Origin of the sequence: uncultured Piscinibacter sp., from assembly GCF_937952055.1 — a bacterium.
GTDB lineage: Bacteria > Pseudomonadota > Gammaproteobacteria > Burkholderiales > Burkholderiaceae_C > Piscinibacter.
In genome coordinates, this window is record NZ_CALFYO010000020.1 from 285,914 (window position 1) to 307,924 (window position 22,011).

Annotated in this window: 21 protein-coding genes; 12 read left to right on the top strand and 9 right to left on the bottom strand. The window is 68.1% G+C overall.

From position 1 onward, the window contains the following. Positions 1-72 precede the first annotated feature (72 nt). The 8 genes from Q0599_RS12190 to Q0599_RS12225 all read left to right on the top strand — a co-directional run bounded on the left by Q0599_RS12190 (position 73) and on the right by Q0599_RS12225 (position 9,565). A complete protein-coding gene (locus Q0599_RS12190) occupies positions 73-1,026 on the top strand; it encodes a LysR family transcriptional regulator (RefSeq protein WP_298829796.1) in 954 nt (317 codons plus the stop codon). A gap of 247 nt (positions 1,027-1,273) precedes the next feature. Further along, positions 1,274-2,296, top strand: coding sequence for a porin (locus Q0599_RS12195; RefSeq protein ID WP_298829798.1), 1,023 nt, complete (start codon positions 1,274-1,276; stop codon positions 2,294-2,296). 154 nt (positions 2,297-2,450) lie between these two features. Beyond that, a complete protein-coding gene (gene tcuA / locus Q0599_RS12200) occupies positions 2,451-3,875 on the top strand; it encodes an FAD-dependent tricarballylate dehydrogenase TcuA (protein ID WP_298829800.1) in 1,425 nt (474 codons plus the stop codon). Continuing rightward, a complete protein-coding gene (gene tcuB, locus Q0599_RS12205) occupies positions 3,847-5,037 on the top strand; it encodes a tricarballylate utilization 4Fe-4S protein TcuB (protein ID WP_298829802.1) in 1,191 nt (396 codons plus the stop codon). Before tcuA ends, tcuB begins: the two co-directional genes overlap by 29 nt. Before the next feature lie 256 nt (positions 5,038-5,293). Continuing rightward, positions 5,294-6,133, top strand: a complete 840-nt coding sequence (locus Q0599_RS12210; protein ID WP_298830456.1) for a MaoC family dehydratase N-terminal domain-containing protein — start codon at positions 5,294-5,296, stop codon at positions 6,131-6,133. A 36-nt stretch (positions 6,134-6,169) separates the two neighbouring features. Beyond that, the gene (locus Q0599_RS12215; RefSeq protein ID WP_298829804.1) at positions 6,170-7,348 is read left to right on the top strand and encodes a CaiB/BaiF CoA-transferase family protein; all 1,179 of its coding nucleotides are present in this window, start codon (positions 6,170-6,172) and stop codon (positions 7,346-7,348) included. A gap of 1 nt (position 7,349) precedes the next feature. Beyond that, the gene (locus Q0599_RS12220) at positions 7,350-8,168 is read left to right on the top strand and encodes a CoA ester lyase (RefSeq protein ID WP_298829806.1); all 819 of its coding nucleotides are present in this window, start codon (positions 7,350-7,352) and stop codon (positions 8,166-8,168) included. A 50-nt stretch (positions 8,169-8,218) separates the two neighbouring features. Then, on the top strand, positions 8,219-9,565 hold the full coding sequence (locus Q0599_RS12225) for an adenylosuccinate lyase family protein (protein ID WP_298829807.1): 1,347 nt from the start codon (positions 8,219-8,221) through the stop codon (positions 9,563-9,565). A gap of 541 nt (positions 9,566-10,106) precedes the next feature. Here Q0599_RS12225 and guaA read toward each other — a convergent pair. Genes guaA through guaB form a run of 3 tightly spaced genes read right to left on the bottom strand, consistent with a single transcriptional unit; the run spans position 10,107 to position 14,456 of the window. Next, positions 10,107-11,690 (bottom strand): glutamine-hydrolyzing GMP synthase, encoded by a 1,584-nt coding sequence (gene guaA, locus Q0599_RS12230; RefSeq protein WP_298829809.1) that lies wholly within the window; start codon positions 11,688-11,690, stop codon positions 10,107-10,109. A 13-nt stretch (positions 11,691-11,703) separates the two neighbouring features. Continuing rightward, on the bottom strand, positions 11,704-12,927 hold the full coding sequence (locus Q0599_RS12235) for an MFS transporter (protein WP_298829810.1): 1,224 nt from the start codon (positions 12,925-12,927) through the stop codon (positions 11,704-11,706). A gap of 59 nt (positions 12,928-12,986) precedes the next feature. After that, positions 12,987-14,456, bottom strand: coding sequence for an IMP dehydrogenase (gene guaB, locus Q0599_RS12240; protein ID WP_298829812.1), 1,470 nt, complete (start codon positions 14,454-14,456; stop codon positions 12,987-12,989). 133 nt (positions 14,457-14,589) lie between these two features. Here guaB and Q0599_RS12245 point away from each other — a divergent pair, with 133 nt between their 5' ends. Then, positions 14,590-15,087 carry a DUF4124 domain-containing protein gene (locus Q0599_RS12245; protein WP_298829814.1) on the top strand — a complete coding sequence of 166 codons (498 nt, stop codon included), beginning with the start codon at positions 14,590-14,592 and terminating at the stop codon, positions 15,085-15,087. A 5-nt stretch (positions 15,088-15,092) separates the two neighbouring features. Here the strand turns inward: Q0599_RS12245 and Q0599_RS12250 are convergent, their stop codons facing one another. Together Q0599_RS12250 and Q0599_RS12255 are read right to left on the bottom strand one after the other, a co-directional pair. Beyond that, the gene (locus Q0599_RS12250) at positions 15,093-15,434 is read right to left on the bottom strand and encodes an RnfH family protein (RefSeq protein ID WP_298829815.1); all 342 of its coding nucleotides are present in this window, start codon (positions 15,432-15,434) and stop codon (positions 15,093-15,095) included. Beyond that, a complete protein-coding gene (locus Q0599_RS12255; protein WP_298829816.1) occupies positions 15,421-15,876 on the bottom strand; it encodes a type II toxin-antitoxin system RatA family toxin in 456 nt (151 codons plus the stop codon). Before Q0599_RS12255 ends, Q0599_RS12250 begins: the two co-directional genes overlap by 14 nt. A gap of 46 nt (positions 15,877-15,922) precedes the next feature. Between Q0599_RS12255 and smpB the strand changes: the two genes are divergently transcribed. Further along, a complete protein-coding gene (smpB, locus tag Q0599_RS12260) occupies positions 15,923-16,381 on the top strand; it encodes an SsrA-binding protein SmpB (RefSeq protein WP_298829818.1) in 459 nt (152 codons plus the stop codon). Here the strand turns inward: smpB and Q0599_RS12265 are convergent. The 3 genes from Q0599_RS12265 to phaR form a co-directional block, all read right to left on the bottom strand. Continuing rightward, positions 16,367-17,569: a PLP-dependent transferase gene (locus Q0599_RS12265; protein WP_298829820.1), complete on the bottom strand. Its 1,203-nt coding sequence runs from the start codon at positions 17,567-17,569 to the stop codon at positions 16,367-16,369. The genes smpB and Q0599_RS12265 overlap by 15 nt on opposite strands. A gap of 5 nt (positions 17,570-17,574) precedes the next feature. Next, positions 17,575-18,960: a 30S ribosomal protein S12 methylthiotransferase RimO gene (gene rimO / locus Q0599_RS12270; RefSeq protein WP_298829822.1), complete on the bottom strand. Its 1,386-nt coding sequence runs from the start codon at positions 18,958-18,960 to the stop codon at positions 17,575-17,577. Between the two features lie 64 nt (positions 18,961-19,024). Continuing rightward, a complete protein-coding gene (gene phaR, locus Q0599_RS12275; protein WP_298829823.1) occupies positions 19,025-19,624 on the bottom strand; it encodes a polyhydroxyalkanoate synthesis repressor PhaR in 600 nt (199 codons plus the stop codon). A 400-nt stretch (positions 19,625-20,024) separates the two neighbouring features. Here phaR and Q0599_RS26185 point away from each other — a divergent pair, with 400 nt between their 5' ends. Beyond that, positions 20,025-20,549, top strand: a complete 525-nt coding sequence (locus Q0599_RS26185) for a Sua5/YciO/YrdC/YwlC family protein (protein WP_367180939.1) — start codon at positions 20,025-20,027, stop codon at positions 20,547-20,549. 517 nt (positions 20,550-21,066) lie between these two features. Beyond that, positions 21,067-21,471 carry a hypothetical protein gene (locus tag Q0599_RS12280; RefSeq protein ID WP_298829824.1) on the top strand — a complete coding sequence of 135 codons (405 nt, stop codon included), beginning with the start codon at positions 21,067-21,069 and terminating at the stop codon, positions 21,469-21,471. An 18-nt stretch (positions 21,472-21,489) separates the two neighbouring features. On the opposite strand, the gene Q0599_RS12285 is transcribed toward Q0599_RS12280, so the two are convergent. Next, complete coding sequence (locus Q0599_RS12285) at positions 21,490-22,011, bottom strand: LapA family protein (RefSeq protein WP_298829825.1); 522 nt, start codon at positions 22,009-22,011, stop codon at positions 21,490-21,492.

Here is a 22,011-nt window from a genome sequence, read left to right on the forward strand (position 1 = left end):
ATTGCATAGTTGCGATCGATTGATCCACACTTGGCATCAGTCATTCCACACCGCACCACGGAGAACATCACCATGGCGATCAACTTCGACCTCAACGACCTGCTGGCCTTCCGTTCCGTGGCCGAGCTCGCGAACTTCCGCAAGGCCGCCGAGGCCGTGCACATCTCGCAGCCGGCCTTCAGTCGGCGCATCGACAAGCTGGAGCAGGCCCTCGGCGTGCGGCTGTTGAACCGGACGACGCGCCGGGTCGAGCTGACGGCGGTCGGCCGCGACTTCGAACGCAAGGTGCGGCAGATCCTCGACGAGCTCGACCTCACGCTGATGGGGATCCGCGGCGAACGGACCACGCGGATGACCGAAGTGACGATCGCCTGCGTCCCTTCCGCAGTGAACTACTTCCTGTCGCATGTGATGCGGCGAAACCGCGCCGCCAACCCGAACGTGCGCGTCAAGGTGTTCGATGCCAGCGCCAACGAGGTCCTGTCTTCGGTCGCCCGTGGCGATGCGGACTTCGGCCTCAACTTTATGGGCGCGCTGGAAGGCGATATCGAGTTCGAGACCCTGATCGAGGAGCGCTTCGTCGCCGCGTGCCGCCGCGACCATCCGTTGGCCCGCCGCCGTCAGGTGCGCTGGAAGGAACTGTCAGAACACGACTTCATCGCGGTCGGAAAGACCTCCGGGAACCGGCTGCTGCTCGACCAGGCGCTGGCAGGCGTCGCGGTTCAGCCGACCGGTATCTGCGAGACCCAGCACGTGACGACGACGCTCGGCCTCGTTGAGGCGGGTCTGGGCGTCGCGGTGGTGCCGTCGATGGCGATGCCCGGCCCCGGTCACCCGCTGCTCGTCAGCGTACCCCTGATCGAACCCGAAGTGACGCGCAAGGTCGGGCTGATCCGCCGTCGGGGCCGCTCGCTCACGCCGGCGGCGCAGCAACTGTACGAGCTGTGCGGCGCTCGGCGGGGGCAAGCGACTGCGCCGGGACCGGTGCCTTCTCGGTCCAGGCGATCGAAGGGCAAGGCCGGCTGACGCCAGCCTCCTGCGCGCCGCGACACCCGCGGTGCACCGGCTCGAAGGTCGCAGAACAATGCGCCTGGCGCATCAATCGATCGCAACTATGCAATTCACATCGAGGGCGATCACCTGAATCATCCCGGCGGTGAGTTGCCGGTACCTGCCCTTCGGCGTCCGGCGCGACCGACCTACCGACCAGGAGACTCCCCCGATGAGGAATTACGTTCTCGCCGCTGGCATCGCCGGCCTGTCCATCGTGCCGATGGCGCACGCGCAGGGCAACGTGACTGTGTTCGGCATCGCCGATGCCGCCGTGCGCCATGTCGACAACCAGGACCGCGGCTCGATCAGCAGCCTCGTCAGCGGGTCCAACGCCACCAGCCGGATCGGCGTTCGCGGGGTCGAGGATCTGGGTGGTGGCCTGAGCGCCAGCTTCCATCTCGAGCATGGGCTGCTGCTCGACACCGGCAGTACCGCGAGCAGCAGCAAGTTCTGGGACCGACGCTCGACGGTCAGCCTCGTCAGCAAGAGCCTGGGCGAGATCCGCCTCGGCCGCGACTTTGTCCCCACCTACCGGAACTGGAGCCGCTACGACCCGTTCTCCTACGTCGGCGTCGCGCGCACGAGCGATTTCTTTTCCAGCTCGCCGTCCGGCCCGATCCGGTCGGCATTTGGCTCGAACGACAACACCACGGTGCGCGCCGATAACGCGGTGCAGTACCTGCTTCCAAAGCTGAACGGCATCGAGGGTGAAGTGATGGTCGCCGCCGGCGAGGGCGGAGATGTCACGGTCGGGCGCACCAAGGTCGTCGGTGCCCGCCTGGGCTATTCGACCAAGGCCTTCGGCCTCTCCGCGGCGACGATGCAGTCCGAAAATAGCCTGACGACGGTTGACAAGTTCCGCGACACCGCGGTCGGGGGCAACTACATCCTCGGGCCGGTGGAACTGACAGCGGCCTGGCGGCAGCTGAAGTACGACGTCGCCAAGCAGACCAACCTGCTGATCGGTGCCACAGCCACCTTCGGGCTTCACGTCGTCAAGGCGTCGTGGCACAAGGTGAACATGGAGGGCCGCGCCGGCACGACGAACGTCAGCGCCAACGACGCGACGAAGCTCGGACTCGGCTACGTCTACTACCTGTCCAAGCGCACCGCGGCGTACTCGAGCCTGGCCCGAATCTCGAACGATGGAGGGGCGCGCTACACGATCCCGGGCGGCCCCTCGGGCCTTCTCGGCGGCGGGTCGTCGACGGGCTACGAGCTCGGCCTCATCCACAGGTTCTGACATCGGCCTGGTGGAAGGCCGAGGGCTCGAGCCCGACCGCAATCACGGGGCCCGGCGAAGTGTGGGCCCCGCTTTCATCAATTGACAGGTGCCGGGCCGATAGCCCTGCGGCCCGGGGGGCCGGCCCCAGGAACCGCTTCCAGGAGGAGAGCCCATGGTCGATGTCCTGGTGATCGGCGGTGGCAACGCAGCGCTTTGTGCCGCGCTGACGGCGCGCGAAGCGGGTGCGTCGGTGCTGTTGCTCGAGGCCGCACCGCGCGAGTGGCGCGGCGGTAACTCGATGCACGTGCGCAACCTGCGATGCATGCACGACGCACCGCAGGATGTGCTGGTCGAGTCATACCCCGAGGAAGAGTTCTGGCAGGACCTGCTGAAGGTCACCGGCGGTCTCACCGACGAAGTCCTCGCGCGCCGGGTGATCCGTGACTCGGCCACCTGCCGCCCGTGGATGGCGCGCCACGGCGTGCGCTTCCAGCCCTCGCTGTCGGGCGCGCTGCACACTGCACGCACCAATGCCTTCTTCATGGGTGGCGGCAAGGCGCTCGTCAACGCCTACTACCGCAGCGCCGAGGGCCTGGGGGTGCAGGTGCGCTACGAGTCGCCGGTCGACCGCATCGAACTGCGAGACGGCCAGTTCGTTGCCGCCTTCGTGCGTGGCGAACGCATCCAGGCGCGCGCCTGCGTGCTCGCGGCTGGCGGCTTCGAGTCCAACCGCGAGTGGCTGCGCGAGGCCTGGGGCCGCAACGAGCGCGGTGAATGGCCGGCCGACAACTTCCTGATCCGCGGCACGCGCTTCAACACCGGCGTGCTGTTGCGCTTCGCGCTCGACGCCGGCGCCGACCCGGTCGGCGATCCAACGCAGGCGCACATGGTCGCGATCGACGCCCGCGCGCCGCTGTACGACGGCGGCATCTGTACCCGCATCGACTGCGTCTCGCTCGGCGTCGTCGTCAACCGCGACGGCGAGCGCTTCTACGACGAAGGCGAGGACTTCTGGCCCAAGCGCTATGCGATCTGGGGTCGGCTGGTCGCGCAGCAGCCGGGGCAGATCGCGTGGTCGGTGATTGACGCCAAGGCGGCCGGCCGCTTCATGCCGCCGGTGTTCGCGGGCATGCGCGCCGAGACGCTGCCGGCGCTGGCGCGCGCGATCGGCATCGACGAGGCGCGCTTCGTGCGCAGCCTCGAGGCCTACAACGCCGCCTGTCGCCCCGGCCGCTTCGATCACACGCACCTCGACGATTGCCGCACCGCGGGTCTGGCGCCGCCGAAGACCCATTGGGCGCTGCCGATCGACACGCCGCCGTTCGTCGCCTACGCCGTTCGCCCGGGCGTGACCTTCACCTACCTGGGGCTCAAGACCGACGAGACCGCCGCGGTGCGCTTCGGCGGTCGGCCGAGCCCGAACCTGTTCGTTGCCGGCGAGATGATGGCCGGCAACGTGCTCGGCAGAGGCTACACCGCCGGCGTCGGCATGAGCATCGGCACGGCCTTCGGCCGGATCGCCGGGGCACAGGCGGCCGCGGCCGTCACATCGATGCAGGAGGACCGGCATGGCGCCGCTCGAACAACTGGTGCGTGAGGCGGCCGCCACCGCCGAGGGCCACGTTCCGCCCCCGCCGGCGCCCGCGGCAGTGGCGGCGCTCTCGGCCGCCGAGGCCGAGGTCGCGCGCGTGCTGCAGATCTGCAATGCGTGCCGCTACTGCGAAGGTTTCTGCGCGGTCTTCCCGGCGATGACGCGTCGCCTCGAGTTTCCGCGCGCCGACCTGCACTACCTCGCCAACCTCTGCCACAACTGCGGCGCCTGCCTGCACGCCTGCCAGTACGCGCCGCCGCACGAGTTCGCCGTGGCCGTGCCGCGCGCGATGGCGCAGGTGCGCGCACGGACCTACGCCGAGCACGCATGGCCGCCCGCACTGGGCGCGCTGTACGCACGCAACGGGCTGTTCGTGTCGATGTCGCTGGCGGCCGCAATGGCCTTGTTCCTCGTGCTTGCACTGGCGCTGACAGGCACGCTCTGGCACGAGCCCCTGGCAGGCGACTTCTACCGCGTCTTTCCGCACGGGTTGATGGCCGCGATCTTCGCGCCGGTGTTCGGCTTCGCGCTGCTGGCGCTGGCGATGGGCGTGCGGCGCTTCTGGCGCGGCCAGGCAGCCGGCCCCACATCGGCTGCAGCGCTGGCAGAGGCCACCCGTGACGTCCTGCGACTGAAGTACCTCGACGGTGGGCACGGCGAAGGCTGCAACGAGACCGACGATGCCTTCACGCTGGCGCGGCGGCGCCTGCACCACTTGACGTTCTACGGCTTCGGGCTTTGCTTCGCCGCTACATGCGTAGGCACGGCCTACCACTACGTGTTCGGCTGGATCGCGCCCTACGCCTTCACCTCGCTGCCCAAACTGCTTGGCGTCACCGGCGGGTTGTTGCTCGCCATCGGCAGCGCCGGGCTGTGGCGACTGCGCCGCAGGCGCCATCCGCGGCATGTCGAGCCGACGCAGGTAGCGATGGACATGGGCTTCATCGCGCTGCTTTTCGGCACGGCCACAACCGGCTTGCTGCTGACGGCATGGCGCGACACCGGCGCTCTGGCGCTGCTGCTGGCGGTGCATCTGGGCTTCGTGATGGCGCTGTTCGCGACGATGCCCTACGGCAAGTTCGCGCACGGCGTCTACCGAGCTGCGGCGCTGCTGAAGTGGGCGATCGAGAAGCGTCGGCCGTCGGCCCTCGCGGCGGGCCCTGAATAGCGCGCACAGGCCGAGCGTCGGAGATGCGCGTCTCGCACACCCGTCGAGTGGCGCCGACCCGCCGTTTACCGGCGCGTACCGAGCAATCGGCACCACCGCGGCACGCGCATCGCGAAGATTGTTAATGTTCTCCACACATCAATCGATCCGAATCTTGCACTTCCCTATCAAGACGTCGCGCCGGAAACTTCGCTGCACACCGCCGGGATAGATGACTCACCAGCACCAGCGAATGGAGACACACATGACCACGGATATGGACCTGACCACCTGGATCGGCCGCAGCGAAGTCGTCACCGACCGCATCGGACCGACCCCGATCAAGGCGCTGGACGCAACCCTGGATCACCCGAGCGCCGACGTGCCGGACGGCACGCCGTTTCGACCGCTGTGGCATTGGCTGTACTTTCTGCCTCTGCACCGGCAAAGCGAGATCGGTCCCGACGGCCATGCCAAGCGCGGCGGCTTCCTTCCGCCGGTGCCGCTGCCCCGGCGCATGTGGGCCGGCAGCCAGTTCGAGTTCCGCGCCCCGATTCGGGTCGGCGATGCCGTCGAGCGCCGTTCGACCATCGACGACGTGACGATCAAGCAAGGCCGGACCGGCACCCTGGTATTCGTCAAGGTGCGGCACGAGCTGCGCTGCAACGGCGCCGCCGAGGCGGCGCTGGTCGAATTCCACGACATCGTCTACCGTGAAGCGAAGAAGCCGACCGACGTCGAGCCCCCGCCGCAGAAGGCCGACGCCGATGCTGCCTGGCAGCGCGAGATCGTGCCCGACGACGTGCTGCTGTTCCGCTACTCGGCGCTGACCTTCAATGGCCATCGCATCCACTACGACCGCAGGTACGTGACCGAGGTCGAAGGCTATCCCGGCCTGATCGTCCATGGCCCGCTGATCGCGACGCTGCTGATGGATCTGGTGCGACGCCATGCGCCGGATGCACAGGTCGAGACCTTTCGCTTCAAGGCGGTGCGCCCGACCTTCGACTTGCACCCGTTCAAGGTCAACGGTCGCCCTCAGGGCAATACGGTCAAGCTCTGGGCGCAGGACCACGAGGGTTGGCTGACGATGGACGCGGTGGCCACCCTGCGCTGACTCTCTTTCCCCAACCCTCCTTCCGCCAGGATCCGCATGCAACCCCTTCGAGGCATCACCGTCGTCACGCTCGAGCACGCGATCGCGGCACCGTTCGCGACGCGCCAGCTCGCCGACCTCGGCGCACGCATCATCAAGATCGAACGCCCCGGCTCGGGCGACTTCGCCCGCGGCTACGACGCGCGTGTGCGCGGCCTGGCATCGCACTTTGTCTGGACAAACCGCTCGAAGGAGAGCGTCACGCTCGATGTCAAGCACCCCGACGCTGCGCGAGTCCTCGAGCGGCTGGTGCTGGAGAAGGCTGATGTCGTGGTGCAGAACCTCGCCCCAGGCGCCGCCGCGCGGCTGGGCCTGGGCTACGGGCGGCTCGCTGCACTGAAGCCCGGCATCATCGTCTGCGACATCTCGGGCTACGGCGCCGACGGCCCCTACCGCGACAAGAAGGCCTACGACCTGCTGATCCAGAGCGAGGCTGGCTTCGTGTCGGTGACCGGCACGGCCGACGAGCCCTGCAAGGCAGGCCCGTCGATAGCCGACATCGCCGCCGGCATGTACGCCTACACCAACATCCTGGCCGCGCTGATGCAGCGCGCCCAGACGGGCCAGGGCCAGCACATCGACATCTCGATGCTCGAGTCGCTGGCCGAATGGACGAGCTACCCGCTGTACTACGCCTTCGACGGCGCGCCACCGCCGCCGCGGACCGGCGCGGCGCACGCGACGATCTACCCGTACGGGCCGTTCCCGACCGGAGACGGCGCCTCGGTGATGATGGGGCTGCAGAACGAGCGCGAGTGGGCCAAGTTCTGCGAGGTCGTGCTGCAGCAGCCCGCCCTGACCACCGACCCACGCTTCACGGGCAACGCGAAGCGCGTCGCCGCCAGGGACGAACTGCGCGCCCTAATCGTCGAGGCCTTCAGCGGGCTGAGCGCGCCGCAGGTGGTGGAACGGCTGGAGGCCGCGCAGATTGCCAATGCCCGCGTCAACACCATGCACGAGGTCTGGGAGCACCCGCAGCTGCATGCACGAGGCCGGTGGCGCGAGGTCGGCACGCCGGCCGGTTCGATCCCGGCGATGCTGCCGCCGGGCACATGGAACGAGGGCCCGCGGATGGATCCCGTGCCGGCGCTCGGCGAACACACCGATGCCGTGCTCGCCGAACTCGGCATCGGCGCGGACGGCATCCGCGCGCTGCGCGCCGCCGAGGCGATCTGACATGGAGCTGCCGCGCACCTACCTGTTCGTCCCCGGCAACCGGCCCGAGCGCTTTGCCAAGGCCCTGGCCAGCGGGGCCGACGCGGTGGTTCTCGATCTGGAGGATGCGGTCGCCGGCGATGCGAAGGCCTTCGCGCGCAATGCCATCGCCGACTGGATCGCGGCCGCCGCGGCAGAAGACCGCCAACGCGTCGTCGTCAGAATCAACGACGCCCATCACCCCGGGTTCGCCGACGATCTGCAATTGCTGCGCGAGACCGGCATCGCGATTGCCATGCTGCCCAAGGCCGAAGAAGCGGGTCAGGTTGCCGCGGTGTGCGCCCGGGCGCCCGGCATCCAGGTGCTGGCGTTGGTCGAGAGCGCCGTCGGCATCGCGCGGGCCGATAGCGTGGCCGCGGCCCCGGGTGTGGTGCGGCTGGTGTTCGGGACGCTCGATTTCGCGCTCGACCTCGATCTCGACATCGCCGACGATGCCGACGCACTGGTCTATGCGGCCGGCCGCCTGACTGTGGCGTCGCGCGCGGCCGGCTTGCCATCGCCGGTGGCCGGCGTCACGCCGCAGCTCGACGACGAGGCGCGCCTGCTGGCCGACCTGGCGTGGTCGCGCCGGCACGGCTTCGGCGCCAAGCTCTGTATCCATCCCCGGCAGATCGCGGTGGTGCATCGTGCCTTGGCGCCCGATGCCCAGGCGCTGGACTGGGCGCGGCGCGTGCTGGCGGCCGAAGCCGCTTCGCCCGGGGCGGCCCGGCTCGACGGCCGGATGATCGATCGACCCGTCGTGCTCCAGGCCCGACGCTTGCTGCGGCGCGCGGGCGCCTGACGGTCCCGGGGCGCCCGCTTCGAATTCTTCGTTTCACAAAGGACATCCCCATGGCCTCCACCATCATCGACTCCTCGATCTTTCAGGGCATCTTCAGCAGCGACGAGATGCGACATGTCTGGTCGGACGAGAACCGCACCGCCAAGTACGTCGAGATCGAGCGCGCGCTGGCGATCGTCCAGGCCCGCCTGGGCCTGATTCCGCAGGAAGCCGCCGACGAAATCGTCAGCCATTGCCACCTGGACCAGATCGACATGGTCAAGCTGCGGGCGCAGACCGAGCGCATCGGCTACCCGATCCTCGGCGTCGTGTCGCAGCTCAACCTGCTGTGCCGCGACAAGCTCGGCGAGTTCGTGCACTGGGGTGCGACGACGCAGGACATCACCGACACCGCCACCGTGCTGCAGATCCGCGAGGGCCTGGACATTGTCGACCGCGAGCTCGCCGCGATCTCGGCCGCGATGGCGAAACTGGCCAAGCAGCACCGCGATACGCCCATGATTGGCCGCAGCAACCTGCAGCAGGCGATCCCGATCACGTTCGGCTTCAAGGTTGCGAGCTTGCTGGCCGCCATCGAGCGCCATCGCGAGCGGCTGGCGCAGCTGCGCCCGCGGGTGCTGGTCGGCGAGTTCGCCGGCGCGGCCGGCACTCTGGCGTCGCTCGACAAGGGTGCGATGGAAACTCAGGCCAGACTCTGCGCGGAACTCGGCCTGGGGCAGCCGCTGATTGCGTGGCACACCGTGCGCGACAGCATCGCCGAGGTCGGCGCGTTCCTCGGGCTGGTCGGTGGCACGCTCGGCAAGCTCAGCATGGACGTCAAGCTGATGATGCAGACCGAGGTCGGCGAGGTGCAGGAGCCGTACTACCACGGCCGCGGCAGCAGCAGCACGATGCCGCAGAAGCGAAACCCGATCAGCAGCGCGTACATCCACGGCGCGATCAGCGTGCTGCGACAGCACGCCGCCGCGCTGATGGATGCGATGGTCGCGGACCACGAGCGTTCGACAGGGCCGTGGCAGATCGAATGGATCGTGCTGCCCGAGGCGTTCTGCTTGCTGGCCGGCGCGCTGAAGCAGTCGCGGGTGGTTGTCGAGGGGTTGGTCGTCGACCCCGCGGCGATGCGGCGCAACATCGACCTGACCCACGGCTTGGTGATGAGCGAGGCGGTGATGATGGGGCTGGGCCCGTACATCGGGCGCGAGTACGCGCACGACTTGGTTTACGACATCTGCCGCGAGGCGATCGCGCAGCAGCGCCCGCTGCTCGACCTGCTGACCGAGCACCCCGAGATCAACGCGCACCTCGATCGCGCAGCGCTGGCGAGGCTTTGCGACCCGGCCAACTATCTGGGCCAGTCCGGGGTGATGGTGGACCGGGTGCTGGCGAGCTTGCGCTAAGCGTTCGCGGCCTTGCCATAGCGCGGTCGCTGGACCGCCGAATGCGGCCATGGCGTTTGAGCTAAGGGGCTGACGCCGGTGAGGCGCTTGGCCCGCGAGGCGGATGATGACAGCGAGCGCCTCGCGGGCCAAGTGCCTTGCCGGTGGCAGTCCCGCTTGAGCGACCAGTCAGGCGGCACGGCGCGGGAATGGAGACCAAGATCGGTTCGCAGGACGAGGACGCAGCGCAGGTGTGGCACTCAGCATCCCACGAAGCGCGGCGAGCGATCGCGCCGGTCGCGGACCGCCGCCCTGGCCGAGCTGGCGCCGCGCGTCCGGAGCGCCACAACGAACCGAACCGTCGGTTCCGGAGCGACTGGGCAGCGAGCGTGACTCGAAGCCGTGACTGCGCGGCCCATGGCCGCGTTACCGTCACAACAACCGACATCGCTGCGACCGTCGCGCCGAAAAAGTCCACATGAATCAACGAACCAGGACTCGTTGACGCTCGATTCCCGAATCATCAACGAGCCTCGTAAGTTGTTGCTTTTAAACGGCCCCCCTACTCCCACTCGATCGTCGCCGGCGGCTTGCTCGAGACGTCGTAGGTCACGCGGTTGATGCCGCGCACCTCGTTGATGATGCGGCTCGACACCTTCTTCAGCAGCGTGTAGGGCAGTTCGGCCCAGTCGGCTGTCATGAAGTCACTGGTCTGCACGGCGCGCAGCGCCACCACGTAGTCGTAGGTGCGGCCGTCGCCCATCACGCCGACGCTCTTCACCGGCAGGAAGACGGCGAAGGCCTGGCTGGTCAGGTCGTACCAGCTCTTGCCGGAGTGCTCGTCGATGGCCATGCGCAGTTCCTCGATGAAGATCGCGTCGGCGCGGCGCAGCAGTTCGGCGTACTCGCGCTTCACCGCGCCGAGGATGCGCACGCCCAGGCCCGGCCCGGGGAACGGGTGGCGGTAGACCATGTCGTGCGGCAGGCCGAGCGCCACGCCGAGTTCGCGCACCTCGTCCTTGAACAGGTCGCGCAGCGGCTCGAGCAGCTTCAGGCCCAGCGTCTCGGGCAGGCCGCCGACGTTGTGGTGGCTCTTGATCGTGGTGGCCTTCTTGGTCTTGGCGCCGCCCGACTCGATGACGTCGGGGTAGATCGTGCCCTGCGCCAGCCACTTGGCCGACCTGAGATTCTTCGCCTCGGCCTGGAACACCTCGACGAACTCGCGGCCGATGATCTTGCGCTTCTGCTCGGGGTCGGTCACGCCTTTCAGGTGGCCGAGGAACTGCTCGCTGGCGTCCACATGCACCACCTTCGCGTGCAACCGGCCGGCGAACATCTCCATCACCATGCGTCCCTCGTTCAGGCGCAGCAGACCGTGGTCGACGAACACGCAGGTGAGCTGGTCACCGATGGCGCGGTGGATCAGCGCGGCGGCGACGCTGGAGTCGACGCCACCCGACAGGCCGAGGATCACCTCCTCGTCGCCGACCTGTTCGCGGATCCGCGCCACCGCCTCGGCGATGTGGTCGCGCATGATCCAGTCGGGCCTCGCTTTGGCGATCTCCAGCACGAAGCGCTCGAGCAGGGCGCGGCCCTGCAGCGTGTGCGTGACCTCGGGATGGAACTGCACCGCGTAGTAGCCGCGCGCCTCGTCGGCCATGCCGGCGATCGGGCAACTCGGCGTGGAGGCCATCAGCTTGAAGCCGGGCGGCAGCTCGGTGACCTTGTCGCCGTGGCTCATCCAGACCTTGAGCATGCCGTGCCCCTCGGGCGTGGCGAAGTCCTGGATGCCCTCGAGCAGCCTCGTGTGGCCGCGCGCGCGCACCTCGGCGTAGCCGAACTCGCGATGGTCGCTCCACTCGACCTTGCCGCCGAGCTGGGCGGCCATCGTCTGCATGCCATAGCAGATGCCCAGCACCGGCACGCCCAGTTCCCACACCGCCTGCGGCGCGCGCAGTTCGTGCTCCTCGTAGGTGCTGGCGTGGCTGCCCGAAAGGATGACGCCTCTGGGCGAGAACTCGCGGATGAATGCGTCACTGATGTCGTTCGGGTGGATCTCGCAGTACACATGCGCCTCGCGCACGCGCCGCGCGATCAGCTGCGTGACCTGGGAGCCGAAGTCGAGGATGAGGATCTTGTCGTGCATGGATGGCAGCAGCTCAGGAGGAGGCCGGCGCGCCCGGCGGTTCGGACACGGTGTGCCGCGAGGATCGGAAGTGCAGCCAGGCCAGGGCCAGCGAGACGGCCTGCAGCGCAGCGCAGAAGTACAGCGGTGCGCCGATGCGCCAGTCGCCCTGCGGGAAGTGGGACACGGCGCCGAGCAGCGGCGTGGCGATCATCGGGGCGAGCACCGCCATGAGGCTGTTCAGCGAGCTCACCGCACCCATGGCCTCGCCCTGCTGGCTGGCGTCGGCCGCGCTGGAAACGATGCTCTGGATCGACGAGGCGGTGGTGAAGCCGAACACGTTGGCGACGATCACCGCGAACACCACCCAGCTTTGCCAGGCCGCACCCCACAGCGCGAACGCCACGGTCGACGACAGCAGTCCGAGCAGGGCCAGGCGCTGCGGGCTGAACACCTTCAGCAACTTGCCGAGCAGGAAGCCCTGCACCAGCACCGACATCACGCCGATGACGAACAGCGACCAGCCGCTTTCCTTCGGCCCCCAGCCGAACTTCAGGCTGCCATGCAGCACCCACACGGTGTAGAGGATGAACTGTGCCAGCCCTGCACAGGCAATCACCGCCACGAGCAGGCCCACGCCCTTCAGGCGCGCCAGCCCGTACAGCGAGGCCACCGGATTGAGCGCCTTCAGCGCGACGGGGCGGCGCCGCTCGCGAGGCAGCGACTCCGGCAGCACCCACCAGCCGTAGGCCAGGTTGGCCAGCGCCAGCGCGCCGGCGACGAAGAACGGCAACTGCAGATCGATCGCGCCGAGGAGGCCGCCAAGGACGGGGCCGAGCATGAAGCCGATGCCGAACATCGCACCGAGCATGCCGAAGCGCTTGGCGCGATCGTCGCGGCTGCTGATGTCGGCGACGTAGGCGTTGGCCACCGCGGCGTTGGCCTGCATCGCCCCTCCGACCAGCCGCGAGGCGATCAGCATCCACAGCGCCGCGGCCATCGCGGTGACGAAGAAGTTGATGGCCAGGCCACAGAAGCCGATCAGCAGCACGGGCCGGCGACCGTAGCGGTCGGACAGCGCTCCGAGCACCGGCGAGGCGACGAACTGCGCGAAGCCGTAGGTGAAGGCGATCACGCCGTACCAGGCCACCTGCTCCGTCGGGGAACTGGTGAAGCGGCCCACCAGCGTCGGCAGCACGGGGATGATCAGGCCGACCGACAGCATGTCGATCAGCACCGTCAGCATGATGAAGGGCATCGCGGCCTGCCGCGGCCCTCGCTTTGGTGTGGCCGGAACGGCTTGGCTCACGAACGCTCTCAATCCAGCCGATAGTTCGGCGCTTCCTTCGTGATCTGCACGTCGTGGACGTGGCTCTCGCGAATTCCGGCCGAAGTGATCTCGACGAACTCGGCCTTGCTGCGCATCTCCTCGATGGTCGCGCAGCCGCAGTAACCCATCGACGCGCGCAGGCCGCCGGCCATCTGGAAGACGATCGAGACCATCGAGCCCTTGTAGGGGACGCGGCCCTCGATGCCCTCGGGCACGAGCTTGTCGGCGTTCGGATTGGCGCCGGTGTTGTCCTGGAAGTAGCGGTCGGCGCTGCCCTGCTGCATCGCACCGATCGAACCCATGCCCCGGTAGCTCTTGTAGCTGCGACCCTGGAACAGCACGATCTCGCCGGGCGCCTCCTCGGTGCCGGCGAACATGCCACCCATCATCACCGTGTGCGCACCGGCAGCGATCGCCTTGGCGATGTCGCCCGAATAGCGGATGCCGCCGTCGGCGATCAGCGGCACGTCGGAGCCGGCCAGCGCACGGGCGACGTTGTCGATCGCGGTGATCTGCGGCACGCCGACGCCGGCGACGATGCGGGTGGTGCAAATCGACCCCGGGCCGATGCCGACCTTGACGCCGTCGGCACCGGCTTCGGCCAGCGCCAGCGCCGCCGCGCCGGTGGCGATGTTGCCGCCGACCACGTCGACCTGCGGGTAGTTCTTCTTCACCCAGCGCACGCGCTCGATCACGCCGGCGCTGTGGCCGTGGGCGGTGTCCACCACCAGCACGTCGACCCCCGCCTTGGCGAGCAGGTCGACGCGCTCCTCGGTGCCCTCGCCGACGCCGACCGCGGCGCCGACGCGCAGCTTGCCTTGCGCGTCGCGCGCGGCGTTCGGGAAGCTGGTCTGCTTGGTGATGTCCTTCACCGTCATCAGACCGCGCAGTTCGAAGGCATCGTTGACGACCAGCACGCGCTCCAGCTTGTGCTGGTGCATCAGCGCCTTGCCATCGGCCAGCGAGGCGCCCTCGCGCACCGTGACGAGGCGCTCGCGCGGCGTCATGATCTCGCGCACCGGCGCGTCGAGCCGGGTCTCGAACCTCAGATCGCGGTTGGTGACGATGCCGACGACGCGGCCCTCGTCGACCACCGGGAAGCCCGAGATGCCGTGCTGCTTCGACAGCTCCATGACGTGGCGCACCGGCACGCCGGGAGAGATGGTGATCGGGTCCTTCAGCAGGCCCGACTCGTAGCGCTTCACGCGTGCCACCTCGGCCGCCTGCTGTTTGGGCGTGAGGTTCTTGTGCACGATGCCGATGCCGCCCTCCTGGGCGATGGCAATCGCCAGGCGCGCCTCGGTGACGGTGTCCATCGCAGCGGACACCAGCGGCATGTTCAGTTGGATGTTTCGGGTCAGCCGGGTGGCCAGCGAGGTGTCGCGCGGCAACACCTGGGAGAAGGCGGGCACCAACAACACGTCGTCGAAGGTGAGCGCTTTGCCGAGAAGGCGCATGAGGAAAGCTCCAGACGCAAAAGCGAATTATACGGATCGCGCAGTACGGCACGCTTTGTGACCGATTGCGCAGTTCGAGGCCGGGGCGCGCCGCTAAACTGCGCCATCGTTGTCAATGCAGAAGTCGCCTGCCATGCGTCGCAGTCTCGCCGTCATCTCGCTCGCCCTGCTGGGCGCCATGCTGGCGCAGCCGGCCGCTGCGCAATGGAAATGGCGCGGCGCGAACGGCCAGATCCAGTACAGCGACCTGCCGCCGCCGTCCGGCGTGGCCGACAGGGACATCCTGCAACGCCCGAACCAGAACACGCTGCGCGCCACTCCGGCGGGGTTGCCAGCCCCGGCCGCATCGGCGCCGTTGCTCGTGCCGAAGAACGTGGATGCCGAACTCGAGGCCAAGCGCAAGAAGGCCGAGCAGGAACAGGCCGCCAAGGTCAAGGCCGAGGAGCAGCGCGTCGCCGCCGCGAAGGCGGAGAACTGCCAGCGCGCCCGCGAACACATCCGCACGCTCGAGAGCGGCATGCGCATGGCACGCGTCAACGACAAGGGCGAACGCGAGGTCATCGACGACACCATGCGCGCCGAGGAGCTCAAGCGCGCCCGCGACATGGTCAACGCCGACTGCGCGAAGTAGCCCACTCAGCCGCTGCGGCGGGCCGTGCGGTCGCTCTCTGCCGGCTTCCCCGACCTGCCCGTCTTGCGATAGCGCTGTCGACGCGCCTCCTTCGGGTCGACCCGCAGGCATCGGTAGATCTCGACCCTGTCCCTCTCGCGCAGTGGCGTGTCCGGCGGCTGCACGCGGCCCCAGATGCCCAGCTTCGCCTGCGCGATGTCGAGCTCGGCATGGCGCTCCAGCACGCCGCTGGCGCGGATGGCGTCGATCAGCGTGGCACCGGAACGCACACGGAGTTCCGACTCGTCGACCACTCCGGCGCCCGGGCTGTAGGCCACGCTGACGCGCAGCGTCTCAGCGGGGGCCATAGACTTCCTCGGCGCGCCGCACGAAGGAATCGACGAAGGTGTTGGCGACGCGGTCGAACACCGGGCTGACCACCGCCTCCAGCGCCTTGCTGCTGAAGGCGTAGCGCAGGTCGAAATCGATGCGGCAAGCCTGCGCCTCGTCGTCGCCCGGCATGGCCAGCGCGCTGAAGCGCCAGCTTCCCTCGAGCAGCGAGAACGGACCGTCGACCAGATCCACCTCGACCGAGACGTCGGGCACATGCGCGTTGCGCGTGGTGAACGCATGACGTACGCCGGCGTAGGCGAGGTGCAGCCGCGCCGTCATGCCGCCGTCGTGCTGCTCGAGCACCTCGGCGCGTTCGCACCACGGCAGGAAGTCCGGGTAGTCCGGGATGCCCGTGACGAGTGTGTACATCTCGCGCGGCGAGTACCACAGCAAGACCGACTTCTTCACGTGCTTCATACAATGATCAGATTGTATTGGCCGCCCTCGGCCTCAACTGGACTCCATGTCGATCGCCGAAAACCGCCGCGCCCGCTACGACTACCACATCGAGGAGCGTTTCGAGGCCGGCATCGTGCTGGACGGCTGGGAGATCAAGGCGATTCGCGCCGGCCAGGTGCAGCTGACCGACGGCTACGTGCTGATCCGCGACGGCGAGCTGTACCTGATCGGCTGCCGCATCAATGCCCTGCGCAGCGCGTCCACCCACGTGCACCCGGAGGCCGATCGCACCAAGAAGCTGCTGATGCACAAGGAGGAGATCCGGCGGCTGATCGGCAAGGTCGAGCAGAAGGGATTCACCCTCGTGCCGCTGGACCTGCACTACAAGGGCGGCCGCGTGAAGGTCGAGATCGCGCTGGCCAAGGGCAAGGCGCAGCACGACAAGCGCGAGACCGAGAAGAAGAAGGACTGGGAACGCGAGAAGGGCCGCCTCATGCGGCACAAGGTCTCAGCCAAGGCCTGAGACGCCCAGCGCTCGCTCGAGCGCCTGCTCGCAGTCGGCGATGAGGTCGGCCGCTGCCTCCAGCCCGACCGAGAAACGCACCAGCGTGCCCGTCCAGGCCGGCCGCTCGCGCATCGTCGCCAGCGTGTACGGCACCGCCAGGCTCACCGGCCCAGCCCAGGAGTAGCCGATCCTGAACAGGCGCAGCGCGTCGACGAAGGCGTCGACCTGCGCCAGGCTGAAGCGCTCGTCGAACACCACCGAGAACAGGCCGGCCGCGGCGCGGCAGCTCGACGCCCAGTGCTCGTGTCCCGGCGAGCCCGGCAGCGCCGGGTGCAGCACCTGCGCCACTTCCGGGCGCCCCTGCCACCAGCGGGCGAGCGACCGTGTTGTCGCATCCTGTGCCGCATAGCGCAGCGGCAGCGAGGGCAGCGAGCGCAGCACCGCCTCGACGTCGTTGGCGCCCACCCCCCAGCCCGTGCGCATGTGGGTGAACTTGATCTGCAGGTGCAGCGCCTCGTCGCGCGTGGTCACCGATCCCATCAGCACGTCGCCGCCGCCGGAGGGGTACTTGGTGAGCGCGTGGCAGCTGATGTCGACCCCGAGACCGTCGCCGAGATCGAAGGCGTCGAAGGCGATGCCCGCACCCCAGGTGTTGTCCAGCGCCACACGCACGCCACGCTCGCGCGCGATGCCCACCAGGGCGCGCAGGTCGGGGAACTCCATCGTCACCGAGCCGGCGGCCTCCAGCCACACCAGCTTCGTCGCGGGGCCGATCGCCGCGGCCAGCGCGGCCGGATCCGTCGCATCGTAGAAGCGGTGCGTGATGCCCCAGCCGGCGAGTTCGTTGCGCGCGAATTCCTTGTTCGGGCCGTAGGCGTTGTCGGGAATGAGCACTTCGTCGCCCGATCTCAGCAGCGCCATGTCGACCAGCGTGATCGCCGCCAGGCCGCTGGGCACGAGCAGCGTCTGCAAGCCGCCTTCCAGCGTGGCGATGCGCTCCTCCAGCGTGAAGGTGGTGGGCGTACCGTGCAGGCCGTAGGTATAGCCGGCCTTGGACTTCCAGTTGCGCGCGCGCAGCGCCGCGACGCTCGGGAAGATCACGGTCGAGGCCTTGTACACCCCTGGCTGCGGCGCGGCGAAGCCCGCGGGCGGCCGGTAGGGATGATGGATCAGCGTCGTGGCCGGATCGGGCTTCTTCGTCGCCATCGTGCTCACACCGGTGCGCCAACGAGGTCGTGGCCTTCCGCGGCGACGATGCGCGCGCGCGTGAACTCGCCCACCTTCAGCGTCTTCGAGGCCTTCTCCGGCGCCAGCAGGCGCACGCGTCCGTCGATCTCCGGCGCATCGGCGTAGCTGCGGCCCAGGCCACCGCGCCGGCCGAGCGCCGGCGCCTCGTCGACCAGCACCTGCATCGTCGCGCCGACGCGGCGCGCCAGCTTGTCCGCCGACACTTCCTCGGCCACCGCCATGAAGCGCGCGCGGCGCTCCTCGCGCAAGGCGGGCTCGAGCATGCCGGGCAGCTGATTCGCCGCCGCACCCTCCACGGGCGAGTAGGCAAAGCAACCGGCGCGGTCGATCTGCGCCTCGCGCATGAAGCCGAGCAGGTGCTCGAACTCCTCCTCCGTCTCGCCGGGGAAGCCGGCGATGAAGGTGCTGCGCACCACCAGCTCCGGGCAGATCTCGCGCCAGCGCTGCAGCCGTTCGAGGTTCTTCTCGCCGCTGGCCGGGCGCTTCATGCGCTTGAGCACGTCGGGGTGCGAATGCTGGAACGGTACGTCGAGGTAGGGCAGGATGCGCCCGCCGGCCATCAGCGGCAGGATCTCGTCGACATGCGGGTAGGGATAGACGTAGTGCAGCCGCACCCAGGCGCCGTGGCGCTCGGCCAGCAGCGCGAGCTTCTCGCACAGTTCGGACAGGCGCGTCTTCACCGGCATGCCGTCCCAGAACCCGGTGCGATACCTGACATCGACGCCGTAGGCGCTGGTGTCCTGGCTGATCACCAGCAGTTCCTTCACGCCCGACTCGAACAGGCGCTGCGCCTCAGACAGGACGTCGCCGATCGGCCGCGAGACCAGGTCGCCGCGCATGCTCGGGATGATGCAGAAACTGCAGCGGTGGTTGCAACCCTCGCTGATCTTCAGATAGGCATAGTGCTTCGGCGTGAGCTTGATGCCCTGCGGCGGCACGAGGTCGATGAACGGATCGTGCGGCTTGGGCACGTGCACGTGCACCGCATCCATCACCTCCTGCGTGGCATGCGGGCCGGTGACGGCGAGCACGCTCGGGTGCATCCGACGCACCAGGTTGGCGCCGCCCTCCCCGGCCTTGGCGCCCAGGCAGCCGGTGACGATCACCCTGCCGTTCTCGGCCAGCGCCTCGCCGATGGTGTCCAGGCTCTCCTTCACCGCGTCGTCGATGAAGCCACAGGTATTGACGATCACCAGGTCGGCGCCGGCGAAGGTCTTGGAGGTTTCGTAGCCCTCGGCGCGCAGCTGCGTGAGGATGAGTTCGGAGTCCGTCAGCGCCTTGGGGCAGCCCAGCGAAACGAAGCCGATCTTCGGCGCGGCGGCGGAAGCGGCAGGAGCAATGTCGGTCATGCGGCGATTTTCGCCGATGAGCTTCGGGCCCGCTCTCGCGTCGCCGCAGCCCGGCGCCGGGCGCTCAGCGCTTGGGTGGTGTGAAGCCGGGCATGCCCGGGAACAGCGACTCGGCCTGCTTGGCCATCTGCTCCTGCATCTGCAGGAACATGCTCTTGGACTGCTCGAGGTAATTGCCCATCAGGCCCTGCATCACCGGCGCCTGGCCTTGCAGGAACTTCGCCCACAACTCGGCGTTCATTGCCTTCGGGTCGTACAGCCCCTTGGACTGCTCGGCGAAGCGCTGCTGGATGTCGGTGAAGGTCTGCAGGTTCTTCTCCAGGTACGAACCCATCATGCCCTGCATCGCATGGCCGTAGAAGCGGATGATCTGCGAGAGCATCTGCGTGCTGAAAATGGGCACGCCGCCGGTCTCCTCCTCGAGGATGATCTGCAGCAGGATGCTGCGCGTCAGATCCTCGCCAGTCTTGGCGTCGCGCACGACGAAGGACTCCCCGCCCATCACCATCTGCTTGACATCGGCCAGGGTGATGTAACTGCTCGACTGCGTGTCGTAGAGGCGCCGGTTGGGATACTTCTTCAGCACGCGCACAGCGGCCTCGTCGTGCTGCGATGCGGCAGCCGCCTCGGGAGAGGCCTTGGCAGATCGACGGGTTGCAGGCATTCGGTGCGCTCCGGGGAGACTTTGTTGTGCAGGGCACAAAGATTCTAGTGAGCACGCTTCGGCGGCCTCGGAGGGGTTTTCCCGCCTGCGCGCCGCATACCTTCCGGGGCATCCTGGCACGGGGGTGATCGATGCCCTGACGGCCCCTGCATCGACCGAGCCACAGATCGCCTTCGTCCTCGCTGCAAGCGAGGAATGATCCGCACACGCGCGGCAGCCTTGCCGACCACGGTGCGGATCTCACTTTCGCCGAATTCGACTGTGCGATGACGCTCTCCCCCCCCCCCCCCGCTGCCACCCTGCTCGCCCCACCGCCGCAAGTGCTCCGGGCGCCTGCCTGGCCGGTCCTTGGCCGCTCGGCGGCGCCAACGGCTGTAGACCCGGAGTCTGGCGCTCCGGTGTGAACGCGGCTTGGCAGGCGCGGCGCGCGGGCAAGGGGGCCTCGCGCGCCTCGCCCGAACCGCGCCGTCGCGACAGCGTCGAGGCGTTGTTTCAACTCAAGGCCCGCCCCGAGGGACAGGGGTCTCTATTGCTAGGGGCCGAGTGGTCTCGCGTCGAACCATACGTCGACACCGGTCTCCTCAGCGCGGAGCGCTATGCGGAGATGCGCGCGAGTTGGCCGGGCCCCTTCACCTGGGTTGCTCCGCGCAGTGCCCGCACGCCGCCATGGCTTGTCGGCGAACACCGCGGCGTGGCGGTTCGGGTGACCGCACACGCTCCGGCAGCGGCGCTTTGCCGTGCAGCAGGCACAGCCCTTGTATCAACAAGCGCGAACCCGCACGGTATGCCAGCAGCCACGACGACGCAGCAGGTCCTAGGGTACTTTGGCGCAGCTTTGGCAGGCGTCCTTGACGCACCAGGGGGAACCCTGGAAGGTCCCACACCCATTCGTGACGCGATCACTGGACAGTACCTTCGCAGCTGAGCGAATCCCGGCACTGAGCCCCTTCTCTGCATCGTCGTTTTTCGTACTTTTTCCGTATCACCAAAGACAAAGGGCCCGGCATTTCTGCCAGGCCCTTGCTTCTTCGAGGTATGTTGATAGGCGCGATTGGACTCGGACCAACGACCCCCACCATGTCAATACAGGGAGGGGGTATTGGGGTTCCCTACATGATTGCTTCTCTCAATCGTTTGACGACTCGCGATGGGCGGGCGCGGCTCGTCGGCGAATTGATCGACGAGGCGCCCACCTACTCGGGGTTGAGGCGCCTGCCGGTCCCGGTTGGCTGGCGCTGCGGAGCTGGCAGCTGCTGGCCAGCGCCGGCTGCTCGCCGCTGCCATTGGGGGCCGCTGTCGTCGCCGCGGGTGCAGCGGGGGGGCTAAGACCCGCACGCACGAACTGGCATCGCCCGGCGCGACATCGAACCTCACCGGCAGGAACCTCTCGATCACCCCGATGTTGGTCGTGGCATGTGCGGTCAACTCGGTGCAGGTGAAAGTTGCCGCGCTACATCGATCTGTTCTGGGAACTGGTCGATGAAATCCTGAACACCGTGCTCTTCGTGCTGATCGGCATGGAAATGCTGCTGGTCAACTTCTCGGTCAGCATCTTCGTCGCGGCCGCCTTGGCGATGGCGGTCACCCTCGCCGCGCGTGCCCTCACGGTCGGGCTGCCGGTCAGCCTGCTGGAGCGCGCATTCAAGCTGCCGAAAGGCTCGGGCTGGGTACTCACCTGGGGCGGGCTGCGTGGCGGCATCTCGGTCGCGCTGGCCCTGTCCCTGCCCGCGGGCCCCGAGCGCAACATTGTGCTGGCAATGACCTATTGCATCGTCGTGTTCTCGATCATCGGCCAGGGCTTGACCATCGGACGGGTCGTGCACGCAGCCGTGACGCAACGGCGTTGATGCGCAAACCCGGCGTTGTCAGCGCGACGCTTGCGGAGCGCCAACCAGCTCAGGCGCCGGGACCAAAGCGCGGTCCAGCTTGTCCTCGATCTCGCCGAGATACGCCGACAGCGTGCGCGTCGCTTCCGCCAGCTTGTCCTGCATGCCCCGCTCCGACTGCTCGATCCGAGCGCCGAACTCGCGGTGGGATGCTGCACCCTGCGATTCGATCTTGCGCAGCTCAACTTCCAGCAAGGTGCGCAGCTCGGTGAAGCGGGATGCCTCTGCGGTATCCGCAAGCTCGCGCTGAGTCTTGACCTCCTTCGTCAAGCGCCGCGACTCGACGATGACGCTGGCCTGCAACAGGACGATGTAGACGACAAACAGACCGCTGATGGCGGCGGTGAACACCAGCATGACCATGCCGAGCGGAGCGCTGACGTCGGCAAACCCGAGATTCAATGTGGACGGCCCAGCCATGGCGGGCCAGTTCAGGACCGCGAAAGCGGCCAACAAGACAAAGGTCAGGACCAGGGTCAGCGAAAAGACACGGAGGTTCAT

What these genes read in the sequence shown, in the direction of transcription:
- Q0599_RS12190 (WP_298829796.1), top strand. Translation starts at nt 73, where the DNA reads ATGGCGATCAACTTCGACCTCAACGACCTGCTGGCCTTCCGTTCCGTG.
- Q0599_RS12195 (WP_298829798.1), top strand. Translation starts at nt 1,274, where the DNA reads ATGGCGCACGCGCAGGGCAACGTGACTGTGTTCGGCATCGCCGATGCC.
- tcuA (WP_298829800.1), top strand. Translation starts at nt 2,451, where the DNA reads ATGGTCGATGTCCTGGTGATCGGCGGTGGCAACGCAGCGCTTTGTGCC.
- tcuB (WP_298829802.1), top strand. Translation starts at nt 3,847, where the DNA reads ATGGCGCCGCTCGAACAACTGGTGCGTGAGGCGGCCGCCACCGCCGAG.
- Q0599_RS12210 (WP_298830456.1), top strand. Translation starts at nt 5,294, where the DNA reads ATGGACCTGACCACCTGGATCGGCCGCAGCGAAGTCGTCACCGACCGC.
- Q0599_RS12215 (WP_298829804.1), top strand. Translation starts at nt 6,170, where the DNA reads ATGCAACCCCTTCGAGGCATCACCGTCGTCACGCTCGAGCACGCGATC.
- Q0599_RS12220 (WP_298829806.1), top strand. Translation starts at nt 7,350, where the DNA reads ATGGAGCTGCCGCGCACCTACCTGTTCGTCCCCGGCAACCGGCCCGAG.
- Q0599_RS12225 (WP_298829807.1), top strand. Translation starts at nt 8,219, where the DNA reads ATGGCCTCCACCATCATCGACTCCTCGATCTTTCAGGGCATCTTCAGC.
- guaA (WP_298829809.1), bottom strand. Translation starts at nt 11,690, where the DNA reads ATGCACGACAAGATCCTCATCCTCGACTTCGGCTCCCAGGTCACGCAG.
- Q0599_RS12235 (WP_298829810.1), bottom strand. Translation starts at nt 12,927, where the DNA reads ATGCCCTTCATCATGCTGACGGTGCTGATCGACATGCTGTCGGTCGGC.
- guaB (WP_298829812.1), bottom strand. Translation starts at nt 14,456, where the DNA reads ATGCGCCTTCTCGGCAAAGCGCTCACCTTCGACGACGTGTTGTTGGTG.
- Q0599_RS12245 (WP_298829814.1), top strand. Translation starts at nt 14,590, where the DNA reads ATGCGTCGCAGTCTCGCCGTCATCTCGCTCGCCCTGCTGGGCGCCATG.
- Q0599_RS12250 (WP_298829815.1), bottom strand. Translation starts at nt 15,434, where the DNA reads ATGGCCCCCGCTGAGACGCTGCGCGTCAGCGTGGCCTACAGCCCGGGC.
- Q0599_RS12255 (WP_298829816.1), bottom strand. Translation starts at nt 15,876, where the DNA reads ATGAAGCACGTGAAGAAGTCGGTCTTGCTGTGGTACTCGCCGCGCGAG.
- smpB (WP_298829818.1), top strand. Translation starts at nt 15,923, where the DNA reads ATGTCGATCGCCGAAAACCGCCGCGCCCGCTACGACTACCACATCGAG.
- Q0599_RS12265 (WP_298829820.1), bottom strand. Translation starts at nt 17,569, where the DNA reads ATGGCGACGAAGAAGCCCGATCCGGCCACGACGCTGATCCATCATCCC.
- rimO (WP_298829822.1), bottom strand. Translation starts at nt 18,960, where the DNA reads ATGACCGACATTGCTCCTGCCGCTTCCGCCGCCGCGCCGAAGATCGGC.
- phaR (WP_298829823.1), bottom strand. Translation starts at nt 19,624, where the DNA reads ATGCCTGCAACCCGTCGATCTGCCAAGGCCTCTCCCGAGGCGGCTGCC.
- Q0599_RS12285 (WP_298829825.1), bottom strand. Translation starts at nt 22,011, where the DNA reads ATGAACCTCCGTGTCTTTTCGCTGACCCTGGTCCTGACCTTTGTCTTG.